Source organism: Marinobacter sp. AC-23 (assembly GCF_001858325.1).
In the GTDB taxonomy this organism is placed as follows: Bacteria; Pseudomonadota; Gammaproteobacteria; order Pseudomonadales; family Oleiphilaceae; genus Marinobacter.
The window spans coordinates 204,903-231,516 of the sequence record NZ_MBPP01000001.1 but is presented as its reverse complement, the minus strand read 5'-3'; the positions used below and the strand labels follow the sequence as shown (position 1 = coordinate 231,516).

At 56.7% G+C, this 26,614-nt stretch carries 26 protein-coding genes and 1 pseudogene; 19 read left to right on the top strand and 8 right to left on the bottom strand.

The window, feature by feature from the left end; genetic code table 11:
- Window positions 1-231: 231 nt before the first annotated feature.
- From BCA33_RS21025 to BCA33_RS01040, 5 genes are read right to left on the bottom strand one after another with little or no spacing between them, the layout of a single operon-like run.
- On the bottom strand, window positions 232-450 hold the full coding sequence (locus BCA33_RS21025; RefSeq protein ID WP_254774073.1) for a MerR family DNA-binding protein: 219 nt from the start codon (window positions 448-450) through the stop codon (window positions 232-234).
- Entirely contained in the window at window positions 366-617 is a 252-nt protein-coding gene (locus BCA33_RS01055; protein ID WP_254774072.1) for a MerR family transcriptional regulator, read from the bottom strand. The genes BCA33_RS21025 and BCA33_RS01055 overlap by 85 nt, the downstream gene beginning before the upstream one ends.
- Before the next feature lie 38 nt (window positions 618-655).
- A complete protein-coding gene (locus tag BCA33_RS01050) occupies window positions 656-3,085 on the bottom strand; it encodes a cation-translocating P-type ATPase (protein ID WP_071262967.1) in 2,430 nt (809 codons plus the stop codon).
- Between the two features lie 36 nt (window positions 3,086-3,121).
- Window positions 3,122-3,769 carry a cytochrome c biogenesis protein CcdA gene (locus BCA33_RS01045; protein ID WP_071262966.1) on the bottom strand — a complete coding sequence of 216 codons (648 nt, stop codon included), beginning with the start codon at window positions 3,767-3,769 and terminating at the stop codon, window positions 3,122-3,124.
- Between the two features lie 5 nt (window positions 3,770-3,774).
- Window positions 3,775-3,993 (bottom strand): heavy-metal-associated domain-containing protein, encoded by a 219-nt coding sequence (locus BCA33_RS01040; RefSeq protein WP_071262965.1) that lies wholly within the window; start codon window positions 3,991-3,993, stop codon window positions 3,775-3,777.
- A 350-nt stretch (window positions 3,994-4,343) separates the two neighbouring features.
- Between BCA33_RS01040 and BCA33_RS01035 the strand changes: the two genes are divergently transcribed.
- The 6 genes from BCA33_RS01035 to BCA33_RS01010 all read left to right on the top strand — a co-directional run bounded on the left by BCA33_RS01035 (window position 4,344) and on the right by BCA33_RS01010 (window position 9,211).
- Window positions 4,344-5,033, top strand: a complete 690-nt coding sequence (locus BCA33_RS01035) for a DUF4396 domain-containing protein (RefSeq protein ID WP_071262964.1) — start codon at window positions 4,344-4,346, stop codon at window positions 5,031-5,033.
- Window positions 5,034-5,139: 106 nt separating this feature from the next.
- Window positions 5,140-5,736 (top strand): hypothetical protein, encoded by a 597-nt coding sequence (locus BCA33_RS01030; protein WP_083394595.1) that lies wholly within the window; start codon window positions 5,140-5,142, stop codon window positions 5,734-5,736.
- A gap of 331 nt (window positions 5,737-6,067) precedes the next feature.
- Window positions 6,068-6,598, top strand: a complete 531-nt coding sequence (locus BCA33_RS01025; protein ID WP_071262963.1) for a gamma-glutamylcyclotransferase family protein — start codon at window positions 6,068-6,070, stop codon at window positions 6,596-6,598.
- Complete coding sequence (locus BCA33_RS01020; protein ID WP_071262961.1) at window positions 6,595-7,416, top strand: lysylphosphatidylglycerol synthase transmembrane domain-containing protein; 822 nt, start codon at window positions 6,595-6,597, stop codon at window positions 7,414-7,416. Before BCA33_RS01025 ends, BCA33_RS01020 begins: the two co-directional genes overlap by 4 nt.
- 248 nt (window positions 7,417-7,664) lie before the next feature.
- On the top strand, window positions 7,665-8,657 hold the full coding sequence (locus tag BCA33_RS01015; RefSeq protein ID WP_071262959.1) for an MFS transporter: 993 nt from the start codon (window positions 7,665-7,667) through the stop codon (window positions 8,655-8,657).
- On the top strand, window positions 8,654-9,211 hold the full coding sequence (locus tag BCA33_RS01010; protein WP_071262957.1) for a gamma-glutamylcyclotransferase family protein: 558 nt from the start codon (window positions 8,654-8,656) through the stop codon (window positions 9,209-9,211). Before BCA33_RS01015 ends, BCA33_RS01010 begins: the two co-directional genes overlap by 4 nt.
- A 48-nt stretch (window positions 9,212-9,259) precedes the next feature.
- On the opposite strand, the gene BCA33_RS01005 is transcribed toward BCA33_RS01010, so the two are convergent.
- Both BCA33_RS01005 and BCA33_RS01000 read right to left on the bottom strand, forming a co-directional pair.
- Complete coding sequence (locus BCA33_RS01005) at window positions 9,260-10,831, bottom strand: multicopper oxidase family protein (protein ID WP_071262956.1); 1,572 nt, start codon at window positions 10,829-10,831, stop codon at window positions 9,260-9,262.
- Window positions 10,832-10,862: 31 nt separating this feature from the next.
- On the bottom strand, window positions 10,863-11,102 hold the full coding sequence (locus tag BCA33_RS01000) for a hypothetical protein (protein ID WP_071262954.1): 240 nt from the start codon (window positions 11,100-11,102) through the stop codon (window positions 10,863-10,865).
- Between the two features lie 293 nt (window positions 11,103-11,395).
- On the opposite strand from BCA33_RS01000, the gene BCA33_RS00995 reads away from it, so the two are divergent.
- Together BCA33_RS00995 and BCA33_RS00990 are read left to right on the top strand one after the other, a co-directional pair.
- Window positions 11,396-12,511 (top strand): porin, encoded by a 1,116-nt coding sequence (locus tag BCA33_RS00995; protein WP_071262952.1) that lies wholly within the window; start codon window positions 11,396-11,398, stop codon window positions 12,509-12,511.
- 150 nt (window positions 12,512-12,661) lie between these two features.
- On the top strand, window positions 12,662-13,051 hold the full coding sequence (locus BCA33_RS00990; protein WP_071262950.1) for a hypothetical protein: 390 nt from the start codon (window positions 12,662-12,664) through the stop codon (window positions 13,049-13,051).
- A gap of 114 nt (window positions 13,052-13,165) precedes the next feature.
- Here the strand turns inward: BCA33_RS00990 and BCA33_RS00985 are convergent, their stop codons facing one another.
- The gene (locus BCA33_RS00985; protein ID WP_071262949.1) at window positions 13,166-13,621 is read right to left on the bottom strand and encodes a MerR family DNA-binding protein; all 456 of its coding nucleotides are present in this window, start codon (window positions 13,619-13,621) and stop codon (window positions 13,166-13,168) included.
- 73 nt (window positions 13,622-13,694) lie between these two features.
- Between BCA33_RS00985 and merT the strand changes: the two genes are divergently transcribed.
- From merT to BCA33_RS00930, 11 genes and pseudogenes are all read left to right on the top strand, one after another.
- A complete protein-coding gene (gene merT / locus BCA33_RS00980) occupies window positions 13,695-14,045 on the top strand; it encodes a mercuric ion transporter MerT (RefSeq protein WP_071262948.1) in 351 nt (116 codons plus the stop codon).
- Between the two features lie 13 nt (window positions 14,046-14,058).
- Window positions 14,059-14,355 (top strand): mercury resistance system periplasmic binding protein MerP, encoded by a 297-nt coding sequence (gene merP / locus BCA33_RS00975; protein ID WP_071262947.1) that lies wholly within the window; start codon window positions 14,059-14,061, stop codon window positions 14,353-14,355.
- A 5-nt stretch (window positions 14,356-14,360) separates the two neighbouring features.
- Window positions 14,361-15,763, top strand: a pseudogene (merA, locus tag BCA33_RS00970) (mercury(II) reductase).
- Between the two features lie 133 nt (window positions 15,764-15,896).
- The gene (locus BCA33_RS00965; RefSeq protein ID WP_254774071.1) at window positions 15,897-16,559 is read left to right on the top strand and encodes an HpcH/HpaI aldolase/citrate lyase family protein; all 663 of its coding nucleotides are present in this window, start codon (window positions 15,897-15,899) and stop codon (window positions 16,557-16,559) included.
- 257 nt (window positions 16,560-16,816) lie between these two features.
- Complete coding sequence (locus tag BCA33_RS00960; protein WP_071262946.1) at window positions 16,817-18,034, top strand: ATP-grasp domain-containing protein; 1,218 nt, start codon at window positions 16,817-16,819, stop codon at window positions 18,032-18,034.
- Window positions 18,031-19,827 (top strand): IucA/IucC family protein, encoded by a 1,797-nt coding sequence (locus BCA33_RS00955; protein WP_071262945.1) that lies wholly within the window; start codon window positions 18,031-18,033, stop codon window positions 19,825-19,827. The genes BCA33_RS00960 and BCA33_RS00955 overlap by 4 nt, the downstream gene beginning before the upstream one ends.
- A complete protein-coding gene (locus tag BCA33_RS00950) occupies window positions 19,824-21,035 on the top strand; it encodes an MFS transporter (RefSeq protein ID WP_071262943.1) in 1,212 nt (403 codons plus the stop codon). The genes BCA33_RS00955 and BCA33_RS00950 overlap by 4 nt, the downstream gene beginning before the upstream one ends.
- Before the next feature lie 36 nt (window positions 21,036-21,071).
- A complete protein-coding gene (locus BCA33_RS00945; protein WP_071262941.1) occupies window positions 21,072-22,232 on the top strand; it encodes an IucA/IucC family siderophore biosynthesis protein in 1,161 nt (386 codons plus the stop codon).
- A gap of 5 nt (window positions 22,233-22,237) precedes the next feature.
- Complete coding sequence (locus BCA33_RS00940) at window positions 22,238-22,960, top strand: IucA/IucC family C-terminal-domain containing protein (RefSeq protein WP_071262940.1); 723 nt, start codon at window positions 22,238-22,240, stop codon at window positions 22,958-22,960.
- Complete coding sequence (locus tag BCA33_RS00935; protein ID WP_071262939.1) at window positions 22,957-24,177, top strand: type III PLP-dependent enzyme; 1,221 nt, start codon at window positions 22,957-22,959, stop codon at window positions 24,175-24,177. The genes BCA33_RS00940 and BCA33_RS00935 overlap by 4 nt, the downstream gene beginning before the upstream one ends.
- A gap of 121 nt (window positions 24,178-24,298) precedes the next feature.
- Window positions 24,299-26,422 carry a TonB-dependent siderophore receptor gene (locus BCA33_RS00930; protein ID WP_083394594.1) on the top strand — a complete coding sequence of 708 codons (2,124 nt, stop codon included), beginning with the start codon at window positions 24,299-24,301 and terminating at the stop codon, window positions 26,420-26,422.
- The last annotated feature ends 192 nt before the right edge of the window (window positions 26,423-26,614 follow it).

Sequence of the window (26,614 nt, the reverse complement as noted above, 5' to 3'; positions counted from 1 at the left end):
TGGCCTGAGTGTAAAAGTATTTAGCTGCTCACAGGTCAAGTATTAAAACGAAAGTTTAATTCGTTTTTAGAATAACATGCATTTTGGGAGTTAAACCAACAAAAACCTTCTGGTTTCTCATCATTTTCATGCTGAGCCTGAAAGGTCGGGTTTTTGTGGTGTTGTCCGGTACCCGCCCAGGATGCCCACGACTGAAAACCAGAGGCGATTCAGAAGTTATTCAGAGGCTCCTCACTTATCGAGTGATTCCAGAATCGGGCAGCGGTCCGGGCTTGCGCCACAAAGGTTCGTGAGTAGTCGCAACTCATCCCGAAGCCGTCCGAGCTCTTCAAGATGAAGCTCAATGTCCGTCAGCTTCTGAAACGCTAATGAGCGCACCTGTGGTCGGGCTGCTTGAGGATTTTCCCGGAAATTGAGGAGCGCTGAGATCTCCGCCAGGCTAAAGCCCATTTTTGGGCACGCTTGATAAAGCTCAAGCGTGACAGATCTTTATCGCTATATTGTCGAACACCAGCGGTATTGCGATAAACCCGGGGTAACAAGTTGATTTTTTCGTAATAGCGCAGCGTATCGGCACTGATATCGAGTTGTTCCGTAACCTTACCAATCTGAAGCATGATGTTTCCCCAGTCTTTTGAGAGTGACGTCCCCTACATTAAGTTCTATCACCCACGCTCGCCACTGCATCGAAAAACATGCCCGGTCGCTGCCATAGCGAATTGATAAAAATAACGGTGACGCTGGTGGCCATTGCAACCATCGCCCAGACCGGATAGATCAACCCGGTGGTCGCCAGGGGAATGCCAATGCCGTTGAACAAAAAGGCAAGACTCACGTTCTGCAGCATCTTGCGATACCCCCAGCGGCTAATTTCCCAAGCCGTAATGACGGCGCCCAAACGCCCGTTGAGAATAATGATGTCGGCAGAGTCGATGGCAATATCCGTGCCGCTGCCCATAGCGATGCCAACATCGGCCTGCATCAGTGCCGGCGCATCATTGATGCCGTCGCCGACCATCGCGACTCGCGACTGTTGTTGCATTTCACGCAGGACTTCAGCTTTGTCTGCTGGCAGCACACCGGCATACACCTCGTCGATGCCGGCACGCCCTGCAATGTGGCGGGCGGTGCGCTCGTTGTCACCCGTTAGCATGACAGTGCGGATGCCGAGTTTGTGGAGCCGGCTGATGGTCTCAATGGTATCAACGCGTAGAGCATCGCCAAGGGCGATCGCACCGAGCAGACGATTTTTACGGGCAACGACGATCACTGTATGGCCCTGCTGTTCGGCAGTTTCTACACTTTGGGTCAGTGCGCTCAGGTCGATACCTTGTGACTCCAGAAACGACGGACTGCCAACCCAGACAGTCTCGCCATCAACCTGTGCTTTCACGCCGCGACCGGACTCGGCCTGAAAATTTTCCACGTCAGGGAAGTTAACCCCGACCTCCAGCGCTTTTTCGACCACCGCCCGGCCCAGTGGATGCTCGGACGCCGCCTCCACCGCGGCGGCGATTGCCAGCAAGTTGTTCTCATCGCCGTCGATGCTGATTACAGACCGCACCGCGGGACGACCTTCAGTGAGGGTGCCAGTCTTGTCGAAAACGACTGTACCGACTGTGCGCAGCGCCTGAAAAGCCTCGCCGGTACGCATCAACACACCCTTGTCCGCAGCCTCACCCGCAGCCCTTACAATCGACAGCGGTGCAGAGATACCGACCGCACACGGATAACCCATAACAAGTACAGTTAATGCGGCAAACACGGCACGCTCGAACAGGGGCTCGGCCCCAAATAACCAAAGCCCCAAGGTCCAGGCCAGAAAAGCCAGGATCGAAATGATCAAAACAGCGGGCGTATAAACCTGCAGCACTCGATCCACGATATGCAGCAGGCCGGGTTTGAGGGCTCGTGCATCTTCTACGCTGCTGATCACCTGGTGCAGAAAGCTTTCGGTGCCCACCGCAGTGACCCGGATCAGCAGCGTACCGTTGCCATTGATCGCTCCGCCCACAACGGTATCGTCCGTCGATTTGTCGACCGGCAGCGACTCTCCGGTAATCAGCGCTTCGTCTACCGCGGATGAACCACTGACAACAACACCGTCAACCGGGATGCGCTCGCCGGGTCGTACCCGCACCTGCATACCGGATGCCACTTGCTCTACAGGCACATCCCGTTCGTCATCTTCAGTGACCACATGTGCTGTGTTGGGTTGCAAATCCAGCAATCGTTTAACCGATTGTGCACTGCGCGTTTTCACGATCAGCGATAACCATTCGGAGAATATATGGTAGGTAAGCACCATCACCGACACCGCAAAAAACGCGGCAGTGGGATAGCCTTCAGGCTGAAGAACGAGCCCGATGCCGCCACCTGTCAGTCCCGCAAAGGCCCCGATCTCCACCAGAACATGCTGGTTGAGAATACCTCGCCGTAGCGCCTGTACCCCCATAATCAACATATGCCTGGCAACGCCGAACATGATGCCCAGTGCGAGTACAGCGACCAGTAAGGGCTCGAACCCGGTGAGCACGCCACTGGCACGCAGGGCGAATAAGGCGACCCCGCCCGCAGCTAGGCCGACGCTACCGGCCAGTGCGGCGGCGGTACCCTGGCCACGCAGAACCGCATAACCAAACCCGACCAGGCTGACATAGACCACGGCTGAGAGCGCGAGGGTCCAGATGCTCGTGACATCAACAATGAGTCCGACTGATGCCAGGCTCATCGCGAGCGCGACCACGAAGCGCTTGCGCTCGACGGCCAGCGCTTTCTCCTGCCGTTCGAAGGGTTCTACCTTGCGTGGGTCGCTCAGGGTATAACCGATCTGTTGCAGCGTCCCCATCAGATCCTTGGCATTAGCCTGAGCACTGTCGTATTCCACGAGCGCCTGCTCATGGGTCAGGCTCACCGCGACGCGTTTTACGCCGGGCTTGCTACCTAGCGCCCGCTCAATAGTGCCGGTACACAGTGAGCAGTGCAGTCCGCCAATATGGGCCCTTACGCGATTGATTCCTTGACGATCAGTTGCCTCTTCGCTCCAGGGTGTGAACTCGTCTGAACGGGTTGTGGCATGTGTCATACGATACCTCCGGGTTATAGTTTGAATCGCGTCATATCAAAGCGCCAAGGTGATGGACCAAAGCCCCAGCGCTATCAGTACCACACCGGTCCAGCGCGGCATGCGTCCGGCAAGCCCCGCAATCGCGGTCAGCAGACGGCGCCCGGAGCGCGTAAAAACGGCCAGTATGAGAGGGCTGGAAAGCGCCAGTCCAAAAACGAATAACGACAAGGCGCCGTAGGCGACACCAGTGCCCGCCGCTGCCTGAGCAGCGGCATCGCCCAGCAGCACCGCCAGTAACGGCGCCGCACACGCCGGGACATTCAGGCCGAACACAGCCCCGAGGCTGGCACCGCCGGCCTTGTGTGAAACGTGGGGCAGTAGCCGATTCATTTGCCGAATCATCCAGGGTGCGCCACCGGTGAGATAAACCAGCCCCAGCAGAACGTATACGCTGCCGAGCACGCCCCATAAACCTTCCTGCACACCTAGAAAACGCGAGCCAATGATGACGGCGAGTACACCGAGTAGACCCGTGAACGTGGCCCGGACAAGGGTGTAAACCAGAGTCTGAATTCGCCGTTGCCTTGGCGACAATCGATCCAGATATTTCAGCAAGATCAGATGACTGCCAACGGAACACGGTTCGACGAAGCCCAAAAGCCCGAGCCCTGTCGCCAAAATCAGGCTTTGTAACAGGTCCATGTTGCTTAACTCTCCTTAGGCGATGCCTTATAACCGGCTGCTCGCAAAGCCTCGGCCAACGTCTCGGCTGAAACCTGGTCAGCATCATGCGCGATACGTGCCTGTTTCGAGTCCAGAGACACTGAGCAGCCGTTAACGCCGACCTGTTGTTCCAGCAGGTGTTGAACGACCTGAACACAGCCGTCGCAGTGCATGCCGTCGATAGACAATATCGTGGTTTTCATGATTTGCTCCTGAAATCTGGCGGCTTGGGAACGTCGCCTTCTTAAATGATCGTCAGGAGAACAATACGACCTTGAGTTAACTCCAGGTCAAGGAGTTTTTTTTTGGGGGGGGGGAATTAGCGGTCATTTTTACTTCAATAGCTATCCGCCCTTGACCTGGACTGAGCTCCAACATCTAGGCTGGTCTCGGTTCTGCTTCATCAATTGCGCCAATCAGAGACCACCTCGATCACTGGGGTGGCCAACACATTGAACCGAAACGGAAGACTATTCTGCGTGGAACACAGTTCTGCGTTTTTCCGGATCAATCAACCCGTATTCAGAATACGGATGCTCAAAAGGAGATTGTTATGACAATACCGCTATGGCTGATCGTACTTTCATGGTCTGTTACTGGCATTGGCCTGCTGTGTGCTGGAGTGATCCTTGCCGATATCTATCGCGGTGGCTACCGGCAGTCCATGAAAAGCTTGGAGGCGGTGTGGCCGATTACAGCCATTTATGCCGGTCCGCTGGCGCTTTGGGCTTATTACCGATGGGGGCGTCCGGCCACCCCGCAATGGCAGCAGCAACACGGCGCGCCTGCACAAATGGGTCTGGGAGAAACCGCTGCCATTGAGACGATCCCCGGCGGTGCTGCTTCGTTCATTGGCCATCTGATTGCCGTGCCGATCGTGATAAGCACCGGCGTGACAATCGCCGGCAAAGGCGTGTGGCCGATGATTCTGCTGATTGCCGTATTCGCGCTGCCGCTGTTGATTGCCTTCGAATACCGGTCGCTGACCCAAGCGGGCGAGATCCGTTCGGCCGGATTGCGGCTGTGGGTGGCGCTGAAAATATCGGTGCTGGCGATTCTCGCCTTCGATACCGGTATGGGCGCTGCGATGCTGATCGTGGCGTTTGTGCTGGGCTACSCGCCCACCTCGATCGCGTTCTGGTTCGTCATGTGGGGCGGGCTGCTGCTGGGTTTTATGACTGCCTATCCGGTGGTGCGCTGGCTGCTTGGGCGAGGTGTCACGACGCCGGCCGAGTCGGGATAGGACTCAGGCTAGCGGCAGTATGTGAGCCAGTCCTGACCGGCTACGGATTTATACATCAGGGGCTCAAGGATTTGATATGACTCATTCCCTAAATGGAGAGAAAACCATGCGTACACGTAATTTTTTGGCTATGTCGGCAACCGCCTTATTGTTGGCAGGTTGTGCCAGTTCGAATACCGATCACACGCCAGCATTGAACTCTTCGGAGTTATCGGCCTCTGACTCAGACTTGATCAAGAACGCACTGAGTGCGGCGCCCTCCGATGTCGCCAAACACGCGACCGTAAAAACAATGGATGGCAGGGTATTACGCAAGGGCAGCAACGGCTGGGTGTGTCTTCCGGACCACGCCGCCGAACCAGGAAACAGCCCCAGATGCCTTGATCCATCCTATCAAGGCTTTATGAAGGCTTACATGCAAAAGAGCAAACCCCAAACCGACCGGGTCGGCTTTGGGTATATGCTGCAAGGCGGCAAACCAGGTAGTGATACCAACCCGCGCGCCCAGGGCCCGCAGGACAAAGGCGTGTGGCAATCAGACCCCCGCCCGCCTCATATTATGGTGGTGGTACCCGATAGCACGGACCTGAAGGGACTGCCAACCGATTCCGGCGGGGCTGGCCCCTGGGTTATGTGGTCGGGAACACCGTATGCGCACATCATGATTCCGCTGGCAGGGAACGGGGATTTGAGCAAGATTTGATCGAATAGGGACTGACACCGATTGATGCCGCATCGCGCGTCGTAGGAATCAGCCCTATGTACTGATAAAAGGAGAATAACACTTGAACTTCCAGTTGCTGGAAGCTTAAACGTGGTACCTAACATGAAGGAGGTGATCCCTATGAAAGGTGAGACGCTAATCCATCAGCACTCGAGCGGTATCTCTCGGCCATTGAAGAGCGTATCCCGCATTTACTCGGTCTACGCACCGTAATCCATAGCCTGTTGTCGCACGAGCACACGAGTTGCGACAGGGGCGAATGCGCGTGTGTCGGCTGCCAGGCGCGGCGTGCCACCCAAGGGGCAGCGTCGTGAACCCGCTGCTTTGGTCGCTTGTCCGTCAACTGATCCGGCTTCGCCGCGGCCGCCAGCCGCCGGCTTCTCTACAGGAGCCGGTGTGGTACTTCGCCTACGGTTCGAACATGAATGAGCGGCTTTTTCGCAAGCGCCGGCACATGGTTTGGCAGGACGCCCGGGTCGCGCGGCTCGATGGGTATCGCTTGGTCTTCAGTCGTGCCGGCGGCCGGTATCCCGGGCTCTCGGCGCCGGCCAACATCGTCGAGGCGCCTGGCGAGAGCGTCTACGGTGTACTCTACCTTCTACCGCCGCGCAAATTCGCGCGCCTCGACAACAGCGAAGGCAAGCAGTATGCCTACGTCTGGGCCGACGTGGAGGATGCCGGGGGTCAACGGACTCCGGCAATGACTTATAAGGTGGCGGATACTGTTCCCGAGGGCCAGCCCAGCCAGCAGTATCTCGACCTCCTTCGCGAGGCTGCACACCAGCGTGGGCTGCCGGCTAACTACAGGGCTTTTCTCGACCGCGTAGAGGCCCGAGAGTGACGCCTTCCCCAGAAGAAGCGGAGTATACAAAGAAGCAGAGTAACGGCCGGTGGCGGCGATGGGGCCCCTGGATTGGCGGCATCATCGGCATAGCGGCGCTACTCTGGGTGTTTGGCCGGATCGACTATGACCGTTTTCTGGCGATGCTTGCCGGGGCCAATCTTGGGTTTTTGCTGATGGTGCCGGCAGCGATGGCATGCGAGCAACTTCTAAGGGCGTGGAAATGGCGCCAGTTGCTGTACCCGATCCGGCCCGTCGGACCTTTCCACCTTTTCGGCGCTATCATGGGCGGCTATTTCGCCAACCTGATCATTCCCATCGGCGCGAGTCCTGTCGTGCGTTCCTGGCTCGTTGCCCGCCGTCAGAACTTGTCGACAAGTTCTGTACTTGCCACCGTGGCGATTGATCGCGTGATCGACGGCATTGTCTTCACCGGCTTTGTTCCGGTCGTATTAATCCTCATGGCGGTGCCTGATCCCACCGGTGCCATCAGCGCCGGGTTGAGCTGGGGCGCCGGCGGCAGTTTCATTCTGCTTGTTCTGCTGCAGCCCGTGGAGTATTTGTTCCTACTGGTAGTCTTCGGCTTTCTCGCCGTTGTCACTCACTTCGCCCGTATCACCGCAGGTTTCACAGTCGGCGCCGTGTTCGCCCTCGGAGTGCTGGGCCTGAGTGAGGAGCAGGCGCTTGCCATGGTGCTGACCGTTCAGGTCGCGAACATGCTGACCGTGACAGTCATCGGCGCACCGGTCCTGTGGCTAAGGAACGTCTCTCTTAGGGAGTTGCGGGCGGTGGGGGATAATGATGCCCGCTGCGGCTGAGCCCAAGCGTCGGTTCCGGCGCATTACCACCGCGGGCATCTTTTTCCAAGGCGGTGCCGCGGCCGTTGATACCAGCACCATTGTGGCGGCGCTGGTGCACGGACTCACGGGGAGCGCAATGGCGGTCGGCGCGGCGGCGGCTATTGCGCGGTACGGCTGGTTGTTCCCCCAACTTATCGTAGGTTGCTGGCACAGCGGCGGTCACGGCGGCTGCCGTTTTACATGTTCGGCGCCTTCGGGCGCGTGCTGTGCCTGGCCGGAGTGGCGACCTGGTTGCGCTCGCAGGCGACTCGGCCGGGACTTTTGCCATTGCAGGTTTTTTTGTGCTCTGGACAATATATGCCTTTGTCAGCGGCGTTGTTGCCGTGCCCTATAACGACATCGTGGCACGCTCGATAGAGTCGGGGAAACGCAGCCGTATGTTAGCGCTGCGATTTTTCGGCGGCGGACTGCTGGCTCTCGGTGTGGCTGCCATTGCCGGGCGATTGCTTGAGGTGCTCACGTTCTCCGAAGGGTATGCTGCGATATTGATCGTCGGGGCGCTACTGCTGCTGATCTCAACCCTGTCTTTTGTTTCTGCTGGCGAACCACAGACCCCTTTACCGGCTGAACACACTGGCGGCTTTGTTGAGTTTCTGAAGAGTGGCGTGGAGGTTTTCCGCCGCGACCAACGCTTTCGGTTGTTTCTCTACTCGCGCTGGGCCGCCGGTATGGTCGCCATGGCCTTGCCCTTCTACATCCTGCAGGTGATAGCAGTACAGGCTTCGAGCTCACAGGTCGCCTTTCTATTGGGTGCGCAGACCACCGGCGCGCTGCTCTCCAACCCGCTTTGGGGCTGGTGGGGGGACGTACGCGGCAAGCACAGCCTGCTGGAGGGCGTGGCCGTGATAGGTGCATTGGCGCCCCTGCTGACACTCTTTTGGCTCATAGCAAATCCTGTTGCGGCGACCTTGCCTTGGTTTACGGTCGTCTTCGTCATCCTTGGAGCAATCGGTAATGGCGGCACAATTGCCCAGCTCGGCTATTTGATGGAAATCTCGCCCGACGACCGTCGACCGGCTTACAGCGGTTACTTCAACGCGCTGTCGGCCCCGGCAGCCCTGTTACCCATCGCTGGCGCGGCTCTGGCGAGCGTGACCTCTTACGCCGTCGTCTTCGCGATGAGCGGCGCAGCGGCCCTGCTGCAGTTCTTTCTTGTTCGCCGTCTGCGCAATGTCCCGATAAAGGAGCACTACCCGTGAAACAAACTCGATTACGACGCTGGCTGACGAAATCCTGGGTACTGTCCGGGCTGTACTACCGGCTGCACGGCATCCCGCTTACCGGGCGACCGGCGGACGAGGTTTGGTACTTCGCCTTCGGGGCCAACATGCACGATAGCGCCTTTCGCGAGCGCCGCGGCATGTACCCGCTCGAGTGGCGCCCGGGACGGATTCAGGGCTATCGGCTTCGTTTCAATCTGGAGGGGAGGCCAAAAGGCAGGGCCGCCCCGGCCAATATTGCGCTCGATCCAGACGCCGAAGTCTGGGGCGTACTCTATAAAATAACCCGCCGCGACTCGCTACGTCTGGATGCGAGTGAAGGTGTGCCCGGCCCCCGTTACTGGCCGATCTGGCTCGAGGCCGAGGATATCAAGGGCAACCGGATTCAGGCCGTAGCTTACATCGCCGAGGGGAAGGCGCACGATGGCAACCCGTCGCTCCGCTATCTCACGATGCTGCGTGAGGGTGCGCGTACACATGGGTTACCAGAGCAGTGGCTGCATTATTTGGACAATGTAAAGCCTGCAGAATGAGAAAGCGTGACATTTAGTATGGGCACACGCTGATTCCTTTCAAGCACTTCACGGTTTGCGCACTTCGTAATAGCGCATCATTCCGTTGTCCTCGTGTTCCATGTTGTGACAGTGATACAGATAGAGCCCTTTGAAATCCTTGAAGGTCAGAGCAATCCGGACCCGCTCACCGGGCATTACCAGTACGGTATCGTGCAATCCCGAGTCTACGATCCCTGCCTGAAGTTGCCGGGCGCCCCCCGCGTTGGCGTTTCGTCGGCTAATAACCGTAAATTGCAGCCCATGTACATGCATGGGGTGGGGCATCATGGTGTCGTTGAAGAACTCCCATATCTCGGTTGCGCCCAGCGAAACGACTTCATCATCGGCGACGGTCGCACCCTCAAACTGACGGTCATTGATCGCAAAGCCCTGCATCATTTTCATACTGAGTCTGAAAGGCCGAATGTTTGTCGTGTTATCCGGGTGGGGTATGAAGGCCAGGTCACTGCTCAGCTGGTCTGGTAACACGGGCGCAACCCTCCTGGCTGTGCCATTAACCACCAGGGTCAGCAATGACGTGGGCTTGTCAGACATATTGTTAGAGCCTCCCATCATGCCGCCCATCATCTCACCCGCCCGATGCGGTTCATTGATCAACTGGATCTTGGCACCTTGAGGGTCGTCTTCGAAACTGACCCACAGGTCAACGCGCTGGGCAGGCGCCAGGGTGACGTAGGGGCGCTCTTCAGGTGCTTCCAACAGCCCGCCGCCCGTGCCAATAACGGTGACGGGGCGACCATCGCTCCAGATCAGTTTGTATATACGTGCGTTGGAGCCATTCAATATACGCAAGCGATAAGCTGTTGCTTGCACCTCTTCAACCGTCGCCGGTTTACCATTCACTAGCAAGTGATCGCCTTTGAACCCTTGCATCCGGGTCATCATCGATCCCATGCTGTCAGCGAGGTAGCTCAGTTCATTCTCGCCGGCGAAGCTGCGGTCTTGTAGCACCATGACCCGTTCCCGATCGCCCTTTGGCAAATCCAGTTCGCGCTCAGGGTCATCTTCAATAATAAGCGGGCCTGCAAGCCCGGCATAGGACTGGAAACCAACGCGTCCGCCGTCATCCCCGTGCGGGTGAGGGTGATACCAGTAAAGCCCAGCACGATCATCCACCACAAAGCCAACGGTTTTTGTAGCACCCGGTTGAATGGGAAAGCGCGGTTGGCCATCGACCTCTGGCGGCACGTGCAACCCGTGCCAGTGCACGGTAGTGCTTTCTGGAAGATGGTTTTCAATATGAATCCGGACACGCTGGCCACGGCGCAACCGTATCAATGGACCGACATAGCTGTTGTCTGAGTGAGTGAGCGTATCGTCCGGCCCCTTGATGAGCCTGGCAGTGTAACGCCAGACCTCGCTGGCAGCGCCGGGAAGAATAGGGGTTACATCCGGGCGAGCAAGCAATGTCAATTCGACGTCGAAAGGGCCTTGGTCAATGCCTGACTCTTCTGTATCAGTTTTGGCAGTACCTTGTTGACAGCCGCTGAGTACCAACGATGCCGGCAGCAGCGCAAAGGTTGCCGCGCCGCCCACCGATTTTAAAAAAGTTCGACGTGCCGGAATGAAATCGCGCATCGTGACGAATCTCCGCTCTGGTTGAAGATTTTCAGCTTCGCAGGAATTTGACGAGTGCCAGAATCCCGAGCACCAGCAGAGTCAAAACCAATAGGCCTGCAAGCATACAGACAATCATCATACCGCCGCCCATCATGCCGCCATCCATCATTCCACTGCTCATCATTCCCGATTCGCCCATACGCCCAGGGCCGGATGAGGTGTCGGCAAACGCAAAAACAGAGTAAAAAGCGAGCACTAACAGTGTTGTGTATTGGGTGAGCTTTTCCATGGCTGAGACCTTAAAGGGTTGTTTAAGTCTGCCAGATTAAACCTATGAGTAGCTCAAGGGTCAATATAAGTTCTTTTTGATTAGAGAAGCAGTGTCAATGCAGATAACACTTTGTTTGAGAGCAGGTTTACACTCTATCGGCCTTGAACACTTCAAATAATATGCTTTACTACTACGCGCTGAACTAAATAAAAAAAATGGCACCAGACGCGTGAGCCGTTTCGGTGTTGGTACGTGTAAATGATCGCCTCCGCGAATACGCGGAGCACTAACGTCAGGGGAGTAATATAACAATGAAAAAATTCGCTTCACGCTCTGTGATTTTTGCTGCGGCAACAACCGCATTCACGGTTGCTGCTCCAGCATCTGCTGTCGAATTTAAAATATCTGGACAGGTCGATAAGGCCTTTGTTGCAGCCGATAACGGCGAAGACAATGATATTGGCTTCGTGGATAACAACGGCTCGAATACCCGATTTCGGGTCTTGGGAAGTCAGGATTTCGACAACGGAATGACGGTTGGTTTGAACTACGAGGTAGGATTGACCAACGATATTTCGACCGGCTTCGACATTAATAAAAGCGATACGAACAAAACTTTCCTCGATGTCCGAAAAACAGAAGTCTACTTCGGCGGTAATTTCGGCAAGGTCAGTTTGGGCAAGGGTGATGGCGCTGCGAACGGCACTTCGGAGGTGGACCTGTCGGGAACACAATATCTGGGCGGCGGTTCAGCGCACTATTACGCCAGTGGTATCTCGTTTCTGGATGACAACGGGAACGTCGTTGGTACCATTGGCGGTGCGGCGTATAATAACCTCGATGCGCTGAGTCGAAACAATCGCGTGCGATACGACACACCGGCGTTCGGTGGCCTTGTCCTGTCCGCTAGTGTCGCCAGTGGTAAAGCCTTCGAAACAGCGGCTCGTTACGCTACGGAGTTTGGCAATGGTGGTAAGTTCGCAGCGGCCGTCGATTTCCTCGATAGCCAAGATCAAGACGCTCTTATAAGCCAGGGCGGCGTCCGTACCTTCGATGGCAGCTTCAAGGAATACGGCGGTTCGGCATCGGTGTTGCTTTCCTCGGGGTTGAACGTTTCCGGCATGTATAAGAAGCGGGATAGCGACATGGCCTCTGCCGAAGGCGAGAGCTATTTCGTCGGTGTCGGGTATACCGCGGCCAAGCATCACACGCAGATCGGCTGGGGTCGCTCCAACGATCTTGCAAATGAAGGCAGCGAAGGTAACAACTACCAATTGGCCTATGTATACGATCTGCGCAGCGATATCGAACTGTTCGGCAGCGTCCGTCATGTTACGCTAGATAACGTTGAAAACGGCGGTGGCGTGCTCATAGACGCGCAAGATATCAATTACCTTTATGTAGGCGCGCGGGTCAAGTTTCTTTAATATCATTTGAGCGACGAAGGCGGTTGGGACAGGTTTGTGACTGTCTGCAACCGCCCTTTTTTTTGGGCGTATCTGCTTAATTATTAAATTTGGATAATCATGTTAGCAAAAAGTCGTGTGCCTCATATTTTTCTCTACGCTGGAGTCTCTGTGACTGTGCTTATATCTGGCTGCAGTGGCGCTTTGAGCCCGCAAAAAGCCGACTATGAGAAACTGCCAGGATCTGGTGACCGTATGGCGGACGGTCCGGGCCTTATCGGCTCGCAGAAAGGCGATGATTACGATGGTGGCTATACTCTTTATTCTAAAGACCTGTCAAAAGAGTCACTGGTGCACCCGAATCAGTCAACGGAACAGCCTTCCAAGCCCGCGGAGGAAGCTAATCCGTCCACGAGCCAGCAGCAGAATTATGAGGAATTTGAGCGTTACCAACAATTTCAGCGCATGCCGGAAGATTCCACTGAATATCAGCGTTTTCGGGAATGGCAGGAGTGGAAACAGTATCAGCAATGGCGCAATCGAAACTCTGAACAGCAATAGAAAGGTAAAGTAGCTTACACCACATCAATGAGTCAGTTGGTACAGCTCATCGCGTAGCCTGCCAAGCTCTTCCAGGTGCGTTGAGGTCTGTTTTCTCAACCACTTGTCCGATTTTTAAGCACGATTTGACCGCCCTGACGTCTCCGTCTCAGAGTATTGCACAACTCCATGCTGCAGAGAGGCAATCAAAGGACATTCAACATTCATCCTTTGCGCTGAGCACTCCTGAACCAGCCCATCCAGCGCTTTTTCTATGCCTTGCAGGCTTCGGATTTTCTGCCGCACACTCGTTAATTTTTGCTCGCCCAATACCCGTGCTTCATTGCAATGGGTGCCATCCTGCAGTGTCAGCAATTCCGCGATTTCATCCAGACTGAACCCAAGCCATTGAGCCGTACGAATAAAGTGAAGGCGCCCCAACGCCTGATCGTCGTAGTGGCGAATACTACCGTAAGGCTTTTCAGGTTCTGCCACCAATCCCCGGCGTTGGTAATAGCGGATGGTTTCCACTCCCATACCGGCGGCCCTGGCCAGAGTGCCAATGGTCATTGAGCGTTGTTTTTTGGACATAGGGGTTGATTCCGTAGCTGACTACGGGAGTAATCTTAGCGTAGTCACCCATGTCATGAAAGGAGCCTTCGTAATGTCAGAGTCCAAATCCGGTCGCGGTTCGCTGATCGCAGGGGGGGTTGCTGCCGTTCTGGCATCTGCCTGTTGTCTTGGTCCCCTGGTCTTGATCACGTTGGGCATTTCCGGTGCCTGGATCGGCAATCTGGCCGTTCTGGAACCCTACCGGCCATGGTTCATCGGTGCGGCCCTGGTGGCGATGGTCTTTGCTTGGCGTCGGATATACCGTCCCACCGGGGCCTGCCAGCCGGGTGATGTTTGCGCGGTATCGCAAGTGCGCACGGCCTATAAGATCGCTTTCTGGTCCGTCGCGTTGCTCATTCTGACTGCGCTGGCTTTCCCCTTCGTCTTACCTCTATTTTATTGAGAGGCGCTACACCATGAAAAAATCACTGATCACCACGGCGTTATTCCTATTAGTTAGCTTGCCCGCCCTGGCGGCGCAACAAACGGTTACCTTGTCGGTCCCTGGCATGACCTGTTCGGCCTGTCCGATCACAGTTAAAGCCGCTCTCAACCGGGTCGAAGGAGTGAGCTCTGTCGATATTCGCTATGAAGAACGCGATGCGACGGTCATCTTCGACGACGTGAAAACCTCCGTTGAGGCACTGACTCAAGCCACGACTAACGCTGGCTATCCGTCCACACTGAAACAAAAACAGGCGAAGCAGGAGTAACATTTATGAGTGACAACAAATTGCACATTGCTGTGATTGGCAGCGGCGGTAGTGCCATGGCCGCAGCCCTGAAAGCGACTGAACGCGGTGCCCGCGTGACGCTGATTGAGCGCGGCACCATCGGCGGAACCTGCGTCAACATTGGTTGTGTGCCCTCTAAAATCATGATCCGGGCGGCTCATATCGCCCACCTTCGCCGGGAAAGCCCTTTTGATGACGGCCTAAGCGCTCAGGCGCCGGCGGTGAATCGTCCGGCGCTACTTGCTCAGCAACAGGGACGAGTGGAGGAACTGCGCGAGTCCAAGTACCAGAATATTCTCAATGACAACGCCGCGATTACCGTCCTCAAGGGCGAGGCGCGGTTCGTGGACGAGCGCACGCTGACGGTTACGCTCAACGCCGGCGGCGAGCAGACGGTGAACTTTGACCAGGCCTTCATCGGCACCGGCGCCCGACCCGCCGAACCACCTATTCCGGGGCTGGCCGAGACCCCCTATCTTACGTCCACCAGTGCACTGGATCTGGATCACATTCCCGAGCGCCTCGTTGTGATCGGCGCCTCGGTGGTGGCCATCGAACTGGCACAGGCTTTTGCCCGCCTCGGCAGCCACGTCACTGTTCTCGCTCGCAGCCGGGTGCTGTCACAGGAAGATCCGGCGGTGGGTGAGGCCGTGGAAGCGGCCTTCCGTCGCGAGGGCATTGAAGTACTCAAGCAGACCCAGGCCAGCGAGGTGAGCCACGACGGCCAGCTGTTTACCCTGCAGACTAACAACGGCACGTTGCAGGCGGAGCACCTGTTGGTCGCCAGTGGTCGCACACCCAATACCGAAAACCTGAACCTCGAAGCCATCGGCGTTACCACCGAGCGCGGAGCGATCCGGATCGACAAACATCTGCAAACCACTGCGCCGGGCATCTATGCCGCTGGCGATTGCACCGATCAGCCCAGTTCGTCTACGTGGCCGCCGCCGGTGGTAGCCGGGCCGCCATCAATATGACCGGCGGTGACGCCAGCCTCGACCTCAGCGCCATGCCTAAGGTGATTTTTACTGATCCGCAGGTTGCGACCGTAGGCCTGTCCGAGGCCGACGCTGAGGCTCAGGGGTATGACACCGACAGCCGCACCCTGACTCTCGATAACGTGCCACGGGCGTTGGTTAACTTTGATACCGGGGGCTTCATCAAGATTGTCGCGGAGCGTGAAAGCGGACGATTATTGGGAGTTCAGGCCGTGGCGGGGGAGGCCGGCGAACTGATCCAGACCGCCGTAATGGCGCTGCGTGCGCGCATGACAGTGAATGACATAGCCAATGAATTGTTTCCCTATCTGACCATGGTTGAGGGGTTGAAATTATGTGCCCAGACATTTACCAAAGACGTCACCCAGTTATCCTGTTGTGCGGGATAGGACTGTGAACAGACAAAAAGGGTTTTAAGCGGGTACTTGCTCTCCACGTTGTAACCGTGCAAAGCGATAGGTTGACTCCAGTAATAGTAATGATTATCATTCACTTCCATCATGAAACACTAAGTGCCTGATAATGCTTACAACTAACACAACCAAGTACAAACTTTCCGAAGGGAAAGCAGTCTATGGGCTGTTAAACGCTGTGCCTTCGCCCTGGTTGGTAGAGATGATCGGTTATGCCGGTTATGACTTTGTCATACTGGATACGGAGCACTTGTCCACCAATCCCGAAACAATTGAGCATATGATCCGGGCGGCTGAATGTGCGGGAATCACGCCGTTGGTGCGAGTTCCAGGGCCGGATGTTGGTGCCATTGCCCATGCCTTGGATAGCGGTGCCCAGGGTATTGTCGTGCCACGGGTGCGCAGCGCCGGCGAGGCTAGGGCAGCGGTCAGTATGGCACGCTATGCTCCAGAGGGAACGCGGGGTATTACCGGCGGTCGCACCACCGGGTTCGGGACTATTCCTTTGGCCCGATACCTGGAGGAGGCTAATCGCGAAGTACTGGTGGTCCTGATGATTGAGGACGCCGAAGGGCTCCGGAATTGCGAGGAGATTGCCGGTGTGCCGGGGGTAGACTGGCTGCTGGAGGGCGCTGTCGATCTGTCCCAGTCGTTGGGGTTTCCGGTGATCCCTTTCATTCCAGTGTACAGGAGGCGATCGCCGGTCTGGCCGACTCCTGTCGAAAGGCAGATCGTCATTTCTGCGCCTTGCCCCGTAATGCTGACCAGCTAGCCAACTGGCGTGCCTGGGGTGCGCAGGCGTTTCTGTTGGGTGAAGACCGTAGCCTCTTATTCAAACAACTCAAGGCCCACCTCAATACCAGCAAGGCTTGATTGGAATTCGGACCTTGCCCCGAACCCTTGGAACCACCTGAAAATACAATAGCTGTCGGATATCTATAGAACTTATATGATAATACGTCTCATTATATTCTTTATGAGTGAGGTAAAAGCCTCAATATCAACTCCACCAACAGGGGAATTATCAGGATGAGTGACACCCTGGTTATGCTGGCCCACGCGCCCACAGACGCTGTCAACAATGGCTTTCTGCCCGCATCTCACCGGCTCGGTCGCCGGGTGGTTATTGTTACCGATCAAACCGCCGCCCATCACCGATATTTCAGCCAGCCAGATCTGCCGGCGTATCCGGTAGATATTGTTGAATGCGATGTGTTCAATCCGATTGCCGTTCTGGATGCGCTGGCACAGATGGCTCCGCTGGCTGGTGTGTTTTCCAACAGCGACCACCTGCAAACGGTCACGGCGCTCGCTGCAGCCTATTTCGGTTTGCCGGGAAAGGACTGGCGAGTGTGTTATCAGGCCAAAAATAAAGCGGCTATGCGGGCGAAGTTACAAACCAGAGAACAGGGCGGTTGCTGGTTTGCCGAGCTTCAGAATATGCACAGTGTGAACGCGTTGCCCGCGGACGTGCCTTATCCCTGTGTGGTAAAGCCCAGGGAAGGGGTGGCGAGTTTGCACGTGACGAAGGTCGAGAATCTCACACAACTCAACGAGTATTGCGATGGCTTCTGGCGTCAGAATCCTGGTCAGCCCCTCCTTCTGGAAGCATTTCTTGAAGGGTCTGTGCATACGCTGGAAACCCTCGGAGACCAGCATGATCTGATAGCGCTGGGTGGGTTTGACGTTACCTTGTCAGCACCTCCCCATTTTGTGGAACTGGACGCCCGCTGGCGCCCGTTCCGATCAGACGACTCGTTAACACACCAGATGCTGGAGCAGGTGCGGGCGTTTGGCGTGCAATTCGGAGCTTGTCACAGTGAGTTTGTGCTGACCACAACCGGCCCTCAGCTAATAGAGATAAATTACCGCAGCATCGGAGACGGGCGCGAGTTTCTGCTGGATCGGATGTTGGATGACCGTTGGTTCGACAGTGTTCTCCGCCTACACCTCGGTCAGCCCTTGCCCGCACTGGAGCCGCCAGGCCAGGCCGCTCACGTTCGCTATCTGATGGCTCCCGGTTCTGGCGAGATCGTTGGGGCAGGCAGTGCGCGCCAGGAATCCTGCGGCGATGGCGAGCTGGTGTTCAAGCCTTTGCGGAAACTCGGTGACGAGGTTCAGATCACCCATTCCAACAAGGATTATCTCGGCATCCTGCACCTTTTCGCAAGTGACAGGGCAACGGTCGACCACGCATTGGACGACTGGAGTAGGGCGCTGACCGACGAGTGGGAGCTGCGCTCATGAATGCACCTGTGATCCCTCCGGTTGAAGAGGCCAACCGCCACTTGACCAGACGCCTGATCGACACGCTTATTCGTGAAGATGTGGCGGGCTGTCAAAGCAAGGCCATGGTTACAGCCGCGCGCGAGGTTCCGCACACCCCGGTGGTTCCCGAAACCTGGCTGAAATGGGAACTCGAGCGAGGCGTTCTATGGTTACCGGTGCGGGCCGCCTCTTTTATGCAAAGCTGGTGCTGGAGCGGTGATCCGCTGCTGTGGCAGGCCGGCGACGCATGGGATGACTGGACGAAAGTGGATCGCTATGAGCAGGTATTGTCCTGCTTACGCCCGGTGGCGGATGACGAACAGTTCGCTCAGCACCATACTTACGAGGCGGAATGCGATACGGCCATTTTGCATCATCAGTTGTGTCGGCACGAGCAGGCCCGATGGTTCCTGGAGCTGTCCGGGTCAGATGAGGCTTGGCCAGCATTTGGCGATGGCGTTGCCGGGATGCTGTTCTATGACCGTCTGGCGGCATTCCATGATCATCCTTTTTACCCCAGCGCGCGAGCCAAAACCGGCTTTGACAACACAGCGTTGCGGGCCTTTGCACCGGAATTCGCGCCGGTCTTCCAATTACGCTGGCTGGCTGTTCCGAAACCTCACATGCAGGCTCAGGGTGTATTGCCTGAGTGCTGGCCAGGTTTTCCGGCGGTCGGCCTTGACGCCTCACTTAGCGACAGTCACTGCCTGATACCGATGCATCCGCACGTATGGGACATCGCCCTTACGCTGTATCTGTCCGATTCGGATCTGGCCAATCAGGTTCTTTTAGCCCCGAAGCCCGCTGTCCGGGTGACGCCAACGTTGTCGGTACGCACCCTGCAAGTGGTCGACGAGCCTTCCATTCACTTGAAGGTGCCGCTAACGATCAGGACTCTCGGCGCTCGCAACATTCGTACGGTCAAACCCAGCACCATTTACGACGGTTTCACGGTGCAGCGTCTGCTGACGGCGGTGGCGGCCGATGACCCGACACTGGCTGCCCGATACAGCCTGACCGACGAGTCGACCGGCGGCCATGTCGACGACCTGAACTGGCTGGGAATGATCGTGCGCCGCTACCCCGGCGAACTCGATGGCACAACGGTTGTTCCCGTGGCGGCTCTGTCGGCCTCTGGTTGCGATGGGCGTTGTGTGATGGAGGCGCTGGCCTCGCATTTTTATGGCGGCGACCTGAAGGCCCTCCTGCAGGACTACCTCAAGCTGACTCTGACGGTGCATTTACGCCTATGGCTGAAGTATGGCATTGCGCTTGAGTCCAACCAGCAGAATTCCATGCTGGTACTGGACGACGCAGGCCCGTTACGGCTACTGATGAAGGATAACGATGCGCCTCGTCTTTGGCCTGCCCGTTTATGCGCCCGTCTGGGCGAGCTTCGGCCAGTGGTAGATGGGCTGCGTGATAGCCGCATACTGGTCGATGCCGAAGAACCCCTCGTGCAGATGTTCACCACCATCACCCTGCAGCTCAACATCGCCGTATTGCTGGAGGAACTGGTGGCACGAGGGCTCGGCAGCCGGCGCGACTGGTATACCCGGTTGCGAGATCAAGTCGAAACCACTCTACAAGAACTTGAGCAGGAGGGTGTGGCGACCAACGTTGCTCGGCAGTGTTTGCTGGAAGACGACTACCTCTACGTAAAATATCTGTTGCGGGCCGGCAGCCTGGAGAGCAAAACGGACACCGGCGCCACCGATATTAATAAGTTTTATGGCAAAAGTGCCCCCAACTTCCTCAGGCGTCCTGCATGACTGGCGTACAACGCAAGCAGTTGGTAATTGTGCTGCTGTGCCACTTTACAGCGGCTCTGGTGGCGCTGGGCATGCCGCCTTTCTTCGGCCTGATCCTGTCGGATGCCTTTGCCGTGAATGACACCCAGTGGGTAGGGTGGTTTTATGTGGTCCCTACAGTGTGCGCCGCACTGGCAGCGCCGTTTTGGGGGAGGGCGGCAGATCGCTGGGGGCGTCGCTGGTCACTGTTGCGGGCGCAGTTGGGGCTTGCAATCGGCTTCGCGCTGGCGGGGTTATCGCCTGAAGCCTGGATGTTCCTGGGGGCTTTAGTATTGCAAGGGTTGCTCGGTGGCACATTTGCAGCCTCCAGTGCCTACTTGTCTACCAGCATGAAAGGTGGCGACCTTAGCCGTGGCCTCAACTGGATGCAGGGCTCGGCGCGGGCGGCCATGGTGCTGGCGCCGGTGCTGTTCGGTGCGCTGATAAGCGTCTTCCCGGCGCAGGATATTTACCTGTACCTGGCCTTGCTACCCATATTGGCAGCGCTTTTGCTCGGCTTTGCGACGCCGGCAGACAAGCCCCGGCCTGAGGCTGCGATGTCCGAAGGAACAACGGCCGGAACCTCAACGAGGACCACACCAACACCGCCGAAAGAGTGGCGACGGTTATGGGCGGTGCAGTTCGCCTTCAATTTTTCGATGGTGGCCACCTTTCCCTATTTCATTCCCTGGGTCCAGCACGCGACCGGAATCGATACTCTGGCCGCCGGAGTGCTTTACAGCCTGCCACACCTGATCTATCTGATCGCGCTCTGGACGCCCTTTGTGAAAACAGTCGGCCAAGGGCATAAAACCGGGTTGGCGGCTGGCTTCGTGCTTATGGCGATTTCCTATGTTGGCCAGGCTTGGTCCAGTTCTCTGATTGAGCTGACAGTATGGCGCCTTGTCATGGGAGTCGGCATGACGCTCGGCTTTTTTGTTTTGCATGGCTGGATTGCGCAACTGACCCAAACGGCTCGCGCTGGCCGTACTTTTGGTGCGCTGGACAGCGTAGGCAAATGGGCGGGTGTGGCAGCTGGCCTGGCTGCTGGTGCATTAAGCGGGCCTGCTGGCCTGGCAGCGCCGCTGTGGATGGGGGCTGCCGTGTTGGTGGTGTCGCTACCGCTCATCCTTATGCTCCATAAGTCCATCCCGTCGACTACCGAAGCCCCCGAAAAGGTGACCACATGATACCCCAGAATATTCTCAGGAAGGAGACCGCCCACCATGCCCAGCACAGCGCTTAATCATCACTACCGCGACAAACGATGGGAGGATCTCGCCGATCAGCGTGGTATTGAAGCACTGCTGAACTGCTATTGCCGTGATATCGCGACCCCAGCCGGCGAACTGCAGGTGGCGCCAATAGGCAAAGGCCAAAGCTGGCCCCAAGCGTTGCGGGTGAAACTGGCCACCTGCAACGCCTCAGCCTTGCTCGTCCAATTGCCAGAGTTGGCGGGGGAGTTGTTGTTGGCCGTTGCGGGGGATTCTCTGGCGGGGAACTATCGCTTCCAGTCCGTCCCTTTTTTCAAATCTCCGTCCCGAGGTTGGCAAGTGCTGGATATGGCCCGGCTGGCGAGAGTGTTGCTTCAGAATCTCGCCCGGCGTTCCGGGCAACCGTTCAATGCCGAACTGTATCAGCAGATTCTAGGCAGCGGTGAGGTCATGCGACGAATACTGTGCTACAGCCAGGTGCCTGCGGATTGGGGGCAAGGATTGACGGGTTACCGGTGGTCGGAACAGGCGTTGAGTTTCGGGCATCGTTATCACCCTGCTCCGAAGGCCAGGGAAGGCTTCAGCGAGGAAGACACGCTGCAGTACTCACCGGAAATGGGAGCTGGGTTTGCACTTTACTATTTCGCGGTACAGCGACGCGATTTGCGCAGCCGCGGGCTGGATGCGGAAGACCTTGAGACACTCGCTGCTCCGCCTGGACTTGAGGTGCCGGCGGGCTTCATGGCGCTTCCGGTGCACCCCTGGCAGGCACGCTATCTGATGCGTCAGGCTTTTGTGCTGGAGGCCATTCGCAGTGGCCGCATTCAGCCGCTGGGGCAGGGCGGCAGCATTTTCTATCCAACGGCGTCCGTGCGCACGCTTTACCAGCCGGGTAATCCGTTTTTCTACAAGTTTTCTACTCATGTCCGGCTCACCAATTGCGTGCGCAAGAACGCGTATTACGAACTGGAGAGCGCAGTGGTCCTGTCCCAGGTGTTGCGAGAACATCTTGAACCGATGCTCGCCGACTATCCGGGGTTCAGGCTGATGTATGAACCGGCTTATGTCACGCTCGATTTCACCGAGGCTGAGGACGCCCGGCGTCAGTCGCTCATGGAAGGTTTCGGCCTGATCTTGCGTAACAGCTGGAGCCTCTGCTGGCGCCAGGGGTAACACCCGTGTTGGCAGCGTCGCTGTTCAGCGAGGATCGCTTCGACCGCTGCCCGGTTGCGGAAGCCGTGGGTACCTGGGCGCGATTTGCAGATGTCAGCCGGCGCCAGGCGGCAGTCGAGTGGTTCGATCGCTATCTGGAACTGCTGATGCCGCCTGTGCTGGACGCCCTGTTCACCCGGGGGGTGGTGTTTGAGCCCCATCTGCAAAATGTGGTTATCGGATTGAAGGACGGGTATCCCGCCCAAGTGTTTGTACGTGATTTGGAGGGCACCAAGCTGATTGTTGATCTCTGGACCGCACCGCTCCCCACCGAAATCGACGCCCGAGCGCGGGCGTCGATTCACTACAGCGCCGACAAGGGATGGCAGCGCATTGCCTACTGCCTGTTGATCAACAACCTGTTTCAAGCTGTCAGTTATCTTGCTCTGGAGGATTCAGACCTGGAAGCAACGCTGTGGCGAGTCTGGCAAACCCATCTGGAACGGTTTCTGGACGGCTCCGACAGCGCCTGGGCACACCAGGTACTCGGCGGATTACTCCGAGGCGAGTCAATTCCCAACAAGAGTAACCTGATCACCCGGTTGTTCAAGCGGGCAGACCGGGATTCGGAGTACGTGCAGGTGCGCAATCCACTGGCTTTATTGTTGTCGGCGGCGCCGTCACTGAGCAGTTGCATCGCAAGCATTGAGACAGTAGACACAGCAAATGGCACGAGCAGCAGAACATGACCAAAGTAGCGGATAGAACACTCCCAGATAGAATTTACCAGGCAGCGCTGGATTTACAGCACCGGCACAGCGACCCTCTCTGCGCCTATATTTACGATTTAGACAGCCTGCGCAACCACGTACAAGCGGTGGTCGAGTGCCTGCCGCCGCAATGCGAAATGTTTTACGCCACGAAGGCCAATCCCGCGCTGCCACTGCTGAAAACCCTGGCACCCTGGGTTCATGGGTTGGAAGTGGCATCGGGTGGCGAGTTGCGATGGGTGCGACGTCATTTTCCCGAGCTCCCCGTGATCTTTGGCGGTCCTGGCAAGCTGATTTCGGAACTGAAGTACGCCGTCCAATCAGAGGTTGAGCTGATTCACGTGGAAAGCTTGCTGGAGCTGGAGCGCCTGGCAGAGGTAACGAAGAAGGCCCGAAAAACCCAGAAAATTTTGCTGCGCATTAATCTGAGCCTACCGGATATGGCGACCACGAGCCTGACCATGGGCGGTGTGCCAACCCCCTTTGGTATGGATGAGGATACGCTTCAGCAGGTTCTGTCTCTGCTAACCCGCGCATCACATCTGGAGCTGGAGGGCTTCCATTTTCACCTCATGTCCCATCAATTGGATCCTGACCGTCACCTGGCTTTAATGCGGACCTACATGCGGCGCGTCAGACAGTGGGAGAGCGACTACAGTCTGCGGATCGGGCAGATCAACGTCGGGGGTGGCATTGGTATCAATTACATCGAACCGGAGCAGCAGTTCAACTGGCCCTATTTTTGCCGGGAACTGGCCGGGCTGCTGGCACACGAAGCCTCTCCTGAGTGGCGTATCCGGTTTGAGTGTGGCCGTTTTCTCACGGCGGCCTGCGGCTATTATGTAACAGAAGTGCTGGATATCAAACACAGCCAGGGCGAAGCATTTGCCATCTGCCGCGGCGGTACCCATCACTTCCGAACCCCTGCCGCTCAATCCCACAGTCACCCGTGTGAAGTGTTGCCTTTGTCCGTTCCGGCGGTGAATCCGTCTTCCGGTCTTCACAACCAGGCAATCACATTTGTCGGCCAGTTGTGCACTCCCAAAGATGTATTGGCGCGCCAGGTCCGGGTGCCGGTTCTACGGGTAGGGGATCTGGTGCTATTCACCTATGCCGGCGCGTATGCCTGGAATATTTCCCATAAAGATTTTCTGATGCACCCCTCTCCGGTCGAGCACTTTCTGGCTGCACGATAATCTGAAAGACGGAATGTTAACGAAGATCAACTCATGGATTGTAATGGGAAGCGTTATCATTATAATTAAGAATCTTCATTGAGTGAACGAATAATCAACTAGTGCTGACCATGGAGTTTTCATGTTTTTTCTGACAATAAAGCGCTCACCCGGGCTGGAGTATTTTCGACCACGGTCCCGTTCCTTTTTACCTTTGTCGTTTGTCGCGCTTATAAGTTCGCCTGCGCTGGCACAGGAACAGACCCCTGATGCCGAAAATGAGTTGTTTACGCTACCGCCTCTCACCGTATCCGGGGACTGGCTGGGTGCGCCCACGGAAGAATCTGAAAAAACCTATACCGGTTCACGCACCGTTGTCGACAAAGAGGAATTGCACAAGCGCGGCGCTCTTAATCTTGAAGATGCCTTGCGAGCGACCCCCGGGGTTCAGGTTCTGGATGAAACCGGCACCGGTATTCTGCCTAACATCGGGGTCCGCGGCCTGAACCCACTGCGCAGTGAGCGCCTGCAAATCCTGACCGATGGTTACCCTATCGCGATTGGCCCCTACAGTAATGTGGGTGTGTCGCTGTTCCCGGTCACTCTGCCCAGTTTGGAAGCCGTAGATGTCGTGCGGGGTGGGGCGGCCGTTCACTATGGCCCGAACAACGTCGGTGGTGTCGTCAATTTCGTAACACGCCCGATTCCGGCTGAAACCTCCCACACCCTGCGTGAGCGGATAACCATCGCGGAAGAGACCGGAAATGTCTTTACCGACACCTATTACCGCGTAGGGGGCCAGGCCAGCGACAAGCTCGACCTGCAGTTCCAGGCCAACATCCAGCGTGGTGATGGTTTTCGGGATCGCTCGGACACTCAGGTTGACAATTTCATCGTAGATGCCCGCTACTACCTGAACAATAAGAACGAACTCGCCACCCAGCTTCAGTACTACAACGTCGATGCCGAGCTGCCTGGTGCATTGGCGCCAGAGGCTTACGAACAAGACCGCACCCAAAGCCAACGGCCTTACGATGCCTATGAAGCTGACATGACTCGCGCGACGTTTACCTGGACCTACAACCCGACGCCAGATGTTGAATTCCAGTGGCGTAACTTCGTTCATGATGCGGATCGTACTTTCTTTTTTGGTCAAAACCTGAGCGGTACGGGCGGTGTCTTTGATCCGGACGTCGCCTCTACTCATCGGGCCGACTCGCCCCGGCTTTTCCGGGTTTACAGTACCGAGCCACGTCTTGCCATCAGCAAGGGACGCCATGACATCACGCTTGGAGCCCGTTACCTTACAGAAGACGTCGAGTTCGATGTCAATCGCGTTGAATTTGCCAGCGATACCCGCTCAGTTGCGCGGGACTGGCATCTCGACACCAAGGCGCTGGCTTTTTACGTCAGCGATACCATGCACTTTCTGGACGATCGTCTGACGGTGACCCCGGGTTTGCGCTATGAAGACGTTAACATGGATTTTCGTGACAACCTGAACGGAAACATGGAAGAGAATAACACCGACGAGTGGCTACCAGGACTGACCCTTGGCTACCAGGCGACAGACCGCGTTTTTCTATTCACCAACAGCCAGCGCTCCCTGGTACCGGTGCAGATTGCTCAGACTACGCGTGACGGCGATGTTGCCAATGAAACGGCCTGGAACTATGAGCTGGGCGGTCGCGTACAGCTCACGCCTGATATGCTGTCATCAGCGACCCTGTTCCGTATCGACTACGATGACCAGATCCAATTTAACCGCACCGAAAGCCGTTTCGAAAATCTCGGTGAAACACGGCATCAGGGCATTGAACTGGATAACCGCTGGCAGGTGAACCCCAACCTGGAGCTGGGTCTGGGGTATACCTTCCTCGAGACAGAGCAGTTGAGCGGCGACAACGCCGGCAACGAGTTGCCGAATGCTCCCGAGCACAAGATAAGTGCGGATGCGGTCTATTCTTACCAGGCCTGGAACGCCAGTTTGAACTGGCTGTATGTTAGTACCAGCTATAGCGATGCAGACAACACCGAAAAAGAAACTGCCGATGGCGGTGCTGGCGAACTGCCTGCCTACCATTTGGTGAACGCTCGCCTTGGTCGTGACATCGCGATGGGAGGTGGGCGTAATTTGAATCTGGCCCTCGCGGTCAACAATCTGCTGGATGAAGACGCCTACTTCCGCGGTGTGGACGTGAGCCCGATTGGCCGTGTGCCGCAGCCCGGGCGCAGTTTGATTTTGGAGGCGCAACTGGACTTCTGATTCAGTCGCCTGAGATTCGGCGCCGGGGTCTGTTGTGCAGGCTCCGGCTTAATCACGAGGAAGGGCGACTCTTTCCTGAGTCGAAACGGTTGAATCGCCCTTGGCAGCCGATTACACTACCGATCCCATCACTAATGATTCTCATTTAAATATGCTATTAAACGCTACTAATGCCACCAAAGAGCGACCCGG